Here is a 2,857-nt window from a genome sequence, read left to right as displayed (position 1 = left end):
CGGTGCCCTGCGTGAGTTCGTCGCGCAGTACTCGGCTGCGGTCGAGCTCGGCAGCGAGTTCGGCCGGGATGAGCCCTGCGTCGCTGGCCCGCTCGATGAGGTCCTGGAACGGTTCGTCGATGGCCAGACGCCCGGCAAGGATGTGCTCCAGGGCGAACAGGGAATGTGTGACGGCGACGGTGGCGAACTCGTACCGGTAGTAGGAGTGCCGGATGAGCTCGCGGGACGTTTCCATCGCGCTCATGACGTACATCGACGCGTCGCCAGGCAGAACCAGGCCGGCCACCAAAGCGTCCATGCCTGCATAGTCGAGAACGACGTCGCGGGCACGCGGGTCCGGTACTGGCAGAGGGAGCGGGCCGGGCAACGGCGGCAGGGTGTTCACCAGTGCAGCCTTGTCATCTGGAGGTTCCCGGTGCCAACGGATTTACTCGGGGCGGTTGGCAACCCGGTGCCGCACGTCGCAACCGGCCCGGTCCGACCTTAAAGAACAAGCTCAGGACGACTTGACGAGCGTCTCCACCGGGGAGCGGAGATAGGTGAACCCCAACTCGGTGCTGTCTGCGTAGTGCAGATAGGACATCCAGAAGTTGCACTTGCCCTGTCCGTCCTTCCGTATCGCGTTGATACGGACACCGTTTCCGGCATCGTTGAAGAACTCCTCCTTCCAGGAGCCGTCGATCTCGGTGACCTCATCCGACGGGGACCTGTCTGAGTAGTCGCAGACGCTGGCCGGTATCAACGATCCGCCGATGGTTCCGTCGCCCTTGAGCTCCAGCAGGAAGGAACCGTTGCGCCAGGTGCCTTCCAGCTCGGGCTCCGCCGACATGATCCGCCATCCGGCGATCGCAGCAGCCGCCAACGTCAGTGCCGCGGCCGCGAGGATCACTCGCTTCAGTCCGGGAGCCAACCGACTGTCCCTTCTCTCGGTTCCGAGGCCGCCTACCGCTCGCCTCACAGGTCATCTTTCCGAAAGTCATCGGCCAGGCCATACTGCCCGCCGTCGACGTAAGGACGCGCTTGCTGCACTACGTAGTCTCCGACCCACGCATCGATCGCCGTCCCGTTCCAAGCCAACTTGCCCAGGGAAGGTTCGCCTTCGCGGCCAACTGTCTGCGTACTCATCAACACGTGTACGCCGACACCGCGGCCTCAAAGGCGGCCAGCCCCGCAAGGCCTGAACTCCCGCACCGACGCCTTCGGCGCCGCCACCAGCCAGCACTGGCAAGGCCGGCACCACGAAGAGGAGGACATCGAGTACCAGACCTACAAGGGCCGGATCCCTGTCCTGGCCACCACCACCGACCGCCTCCTGGAGCACGGCTTCCTCGGCCCGACACCTGGTGGCGCTACAGCCTGGGCACCTGGACCCACCTCGCCCACGCCCTCGACCCCCAGCCTGACCACGACCAGATCCGCAAACACCGCAAGGGAACTGGCAGTCCCAGCGGACTGACTGGACCCCTTGCCACGCCGCCCGCGCCCGTCCCGGAGTCGTGGATGCGCTGACCGCCCCTCCGGCCGCCACCATGTGATGGCGGCCGCCGTTGAACGGGACAGCCGAAAAATGGGGAGACATGCCCCGGACCGAGCCCGCTCAGCCCTTGCCGCCACCGGCCGCGCGGTAGGCCGCCACGGCGGCCGGCAGGACGGCCTCCACCCCGACCACGGGCGCCTGCTCGATCAACTTGTCCACCGTCAGCAGCACATCGCGCTCCCGGACGAACGCCCTCTCGATAACCCACGGCTGGTTGTCGTCCGCGGAGGTGACGGTGATCCGCAGCACCAGGCTGTCGTCCGCCGGCACGCCCGCATCCTTCGTCGACACGGTGTTCTGCGTCGCGGGGCCGCCAAGGGGAAGCACGTCGGAGTAGGAGGCACAGCGCTGCGCCGCGCCGCGGATGGCCGTCATGACGGTGGCCGCCTGGCCGGGCCCGTACCGGTCGAGCGTCTCCTCGCCGTACCAGCCGTCGGCGAGGTCGTGGGGGTCGGTGGGTGGCCGCTCCAGGCTGACCCAAGCCTCCTCCAAGAACTGGGTGTGGGTGGCCAGAAAGCTGTCCGTCACCAGGTCCGAGCACGGCATCGACATGATCGGGGCACGAGGAGCGGGGGAGCGGGGAACATCGGGCAGCAGTTGGAAGCCGGCCAGAAGCTGAGCAGACGTCAGCAGACCGGCGGCCAGTCGCGGTGGCACGGGCCCCGCAGAGGCCGGGGCCCCACCCGCCGACCGCACGTCGGACAGCCCGCCGGAACACCCCGCCAGCCCCAGCCCCACCGCAACCCCCGCAACCAGCGTGACAGCACGCACACGCACCGGACAACCCCTCCGTAGCCCCAAGATCGCGCGCATCCTCTCATGCGCCGGTGATGATCGGCGTTTGGTTTTCAGTGGCTCGGTGTGGCTGTTCACCGGGGTGGTCGAGGCTGTTTTCCCTGGTCGCGGGCGTTTGTGGTTGGGGATAGTGAACGGCGGGGCCGGGTGCGCGGTGAAGTGTCCCGCTGTGTTGCGGTGAAGATCCAGCACCGATCGCTATCGCTGGACCCGGATGGCCGTGGATCCCGTCCGCCTGATGCCAACCGCTCGCGGTGCGGCGGGCCGGACTGGGGCACGACGGCCCCAGAAAGACCGTCAGACCGCCTCCGTACGGCCCGGCCCCCACACCCACACAGCTGCGCCCCCGCACCGTCCCCGGGGCGTCCGCCGCCCGCGACGCCGGGGCCTCCAAAGCCGACTGGGCCGCCGTCCTCGCCGCCGGCCTCGTCGTCGAGTTCACCGGCATCGACCGGGGCGTCCTCGACATCGACTGACGCCACCAGACCGCCAGATCCCGTCCTCACCGAGGCCGCAGCCGGTAGC

Annotated in this window: 3 protein-coding genes and 1 pseudogene; 1 reads left to right on the top strand and 3 read right to left on the bottom strand. The window is 68.4% G+C overall.

What is annotated here, in order from left to right:
• From ACFU7Y_RS42535 to ACFU7Y_RS42525, 3 genes and pseudogenes are all read right to left on the bottom strand, one after another.
• A pseudogene (locus tag ACFU7Y_RS42535) lies at positions 1-385 on the bottom strand (hypothetical protein); the annotation flags it as partial.
• Positions 386-496: 111 nt separating this feature from the next.
• Complete coding sequence (locus tag ACFU7Y_RS42530; RefSeq protein WP_380771813.1) at positions 497-889, bottom strand: hypothetical protein; 393 nt, start codon at positions 887-889, stop codon at positions 497-499.
• A 708-nt stretch (positions 890-1,597) separates the two neighbouring features.
• Complete coding sequence (locus ACFU7Y_RS42525) at positions 1,598-2,194, bottom strand: hypothetical protein (protein WP_380771811.1); 597 nt, start codon at positions 2,192-2,194, stop codon at positions 1,598-1,600.
• A 392-nt stretch (positions 2,195-2,586) separates the two neighbouring features.
• Between ACFU7Y_RS42525 and ACFU7Y_RS42520 the strand changes: the two genes are divergently transcribed.
• Complete coding sequence (locus tag ACFU7Y_RS42520) at positions 2,587-2,808, top strand: hypothetical protein (protein WP_380771809.1); 222 nt, start codon at positions 2,587-2,589, stop codon at positions 2,806-2,808.
• Positions 2,809-2,857 lie beyond the last annotated feature (49 nt).

The sequence above is a fragment of the Kitasatospora sp. NPDC057542 genome, assembly GCF_042801945.1.
GTDB lineage: Bacteria > Actinomycetota > Actinomycetes > Streptomycetales > Streptomycetaceae > Kitasatospora.
Note: the sequence above shows the minus strand (reverse complement) of the source record. Positions and strands in the feature narration are given on the sequence as shown.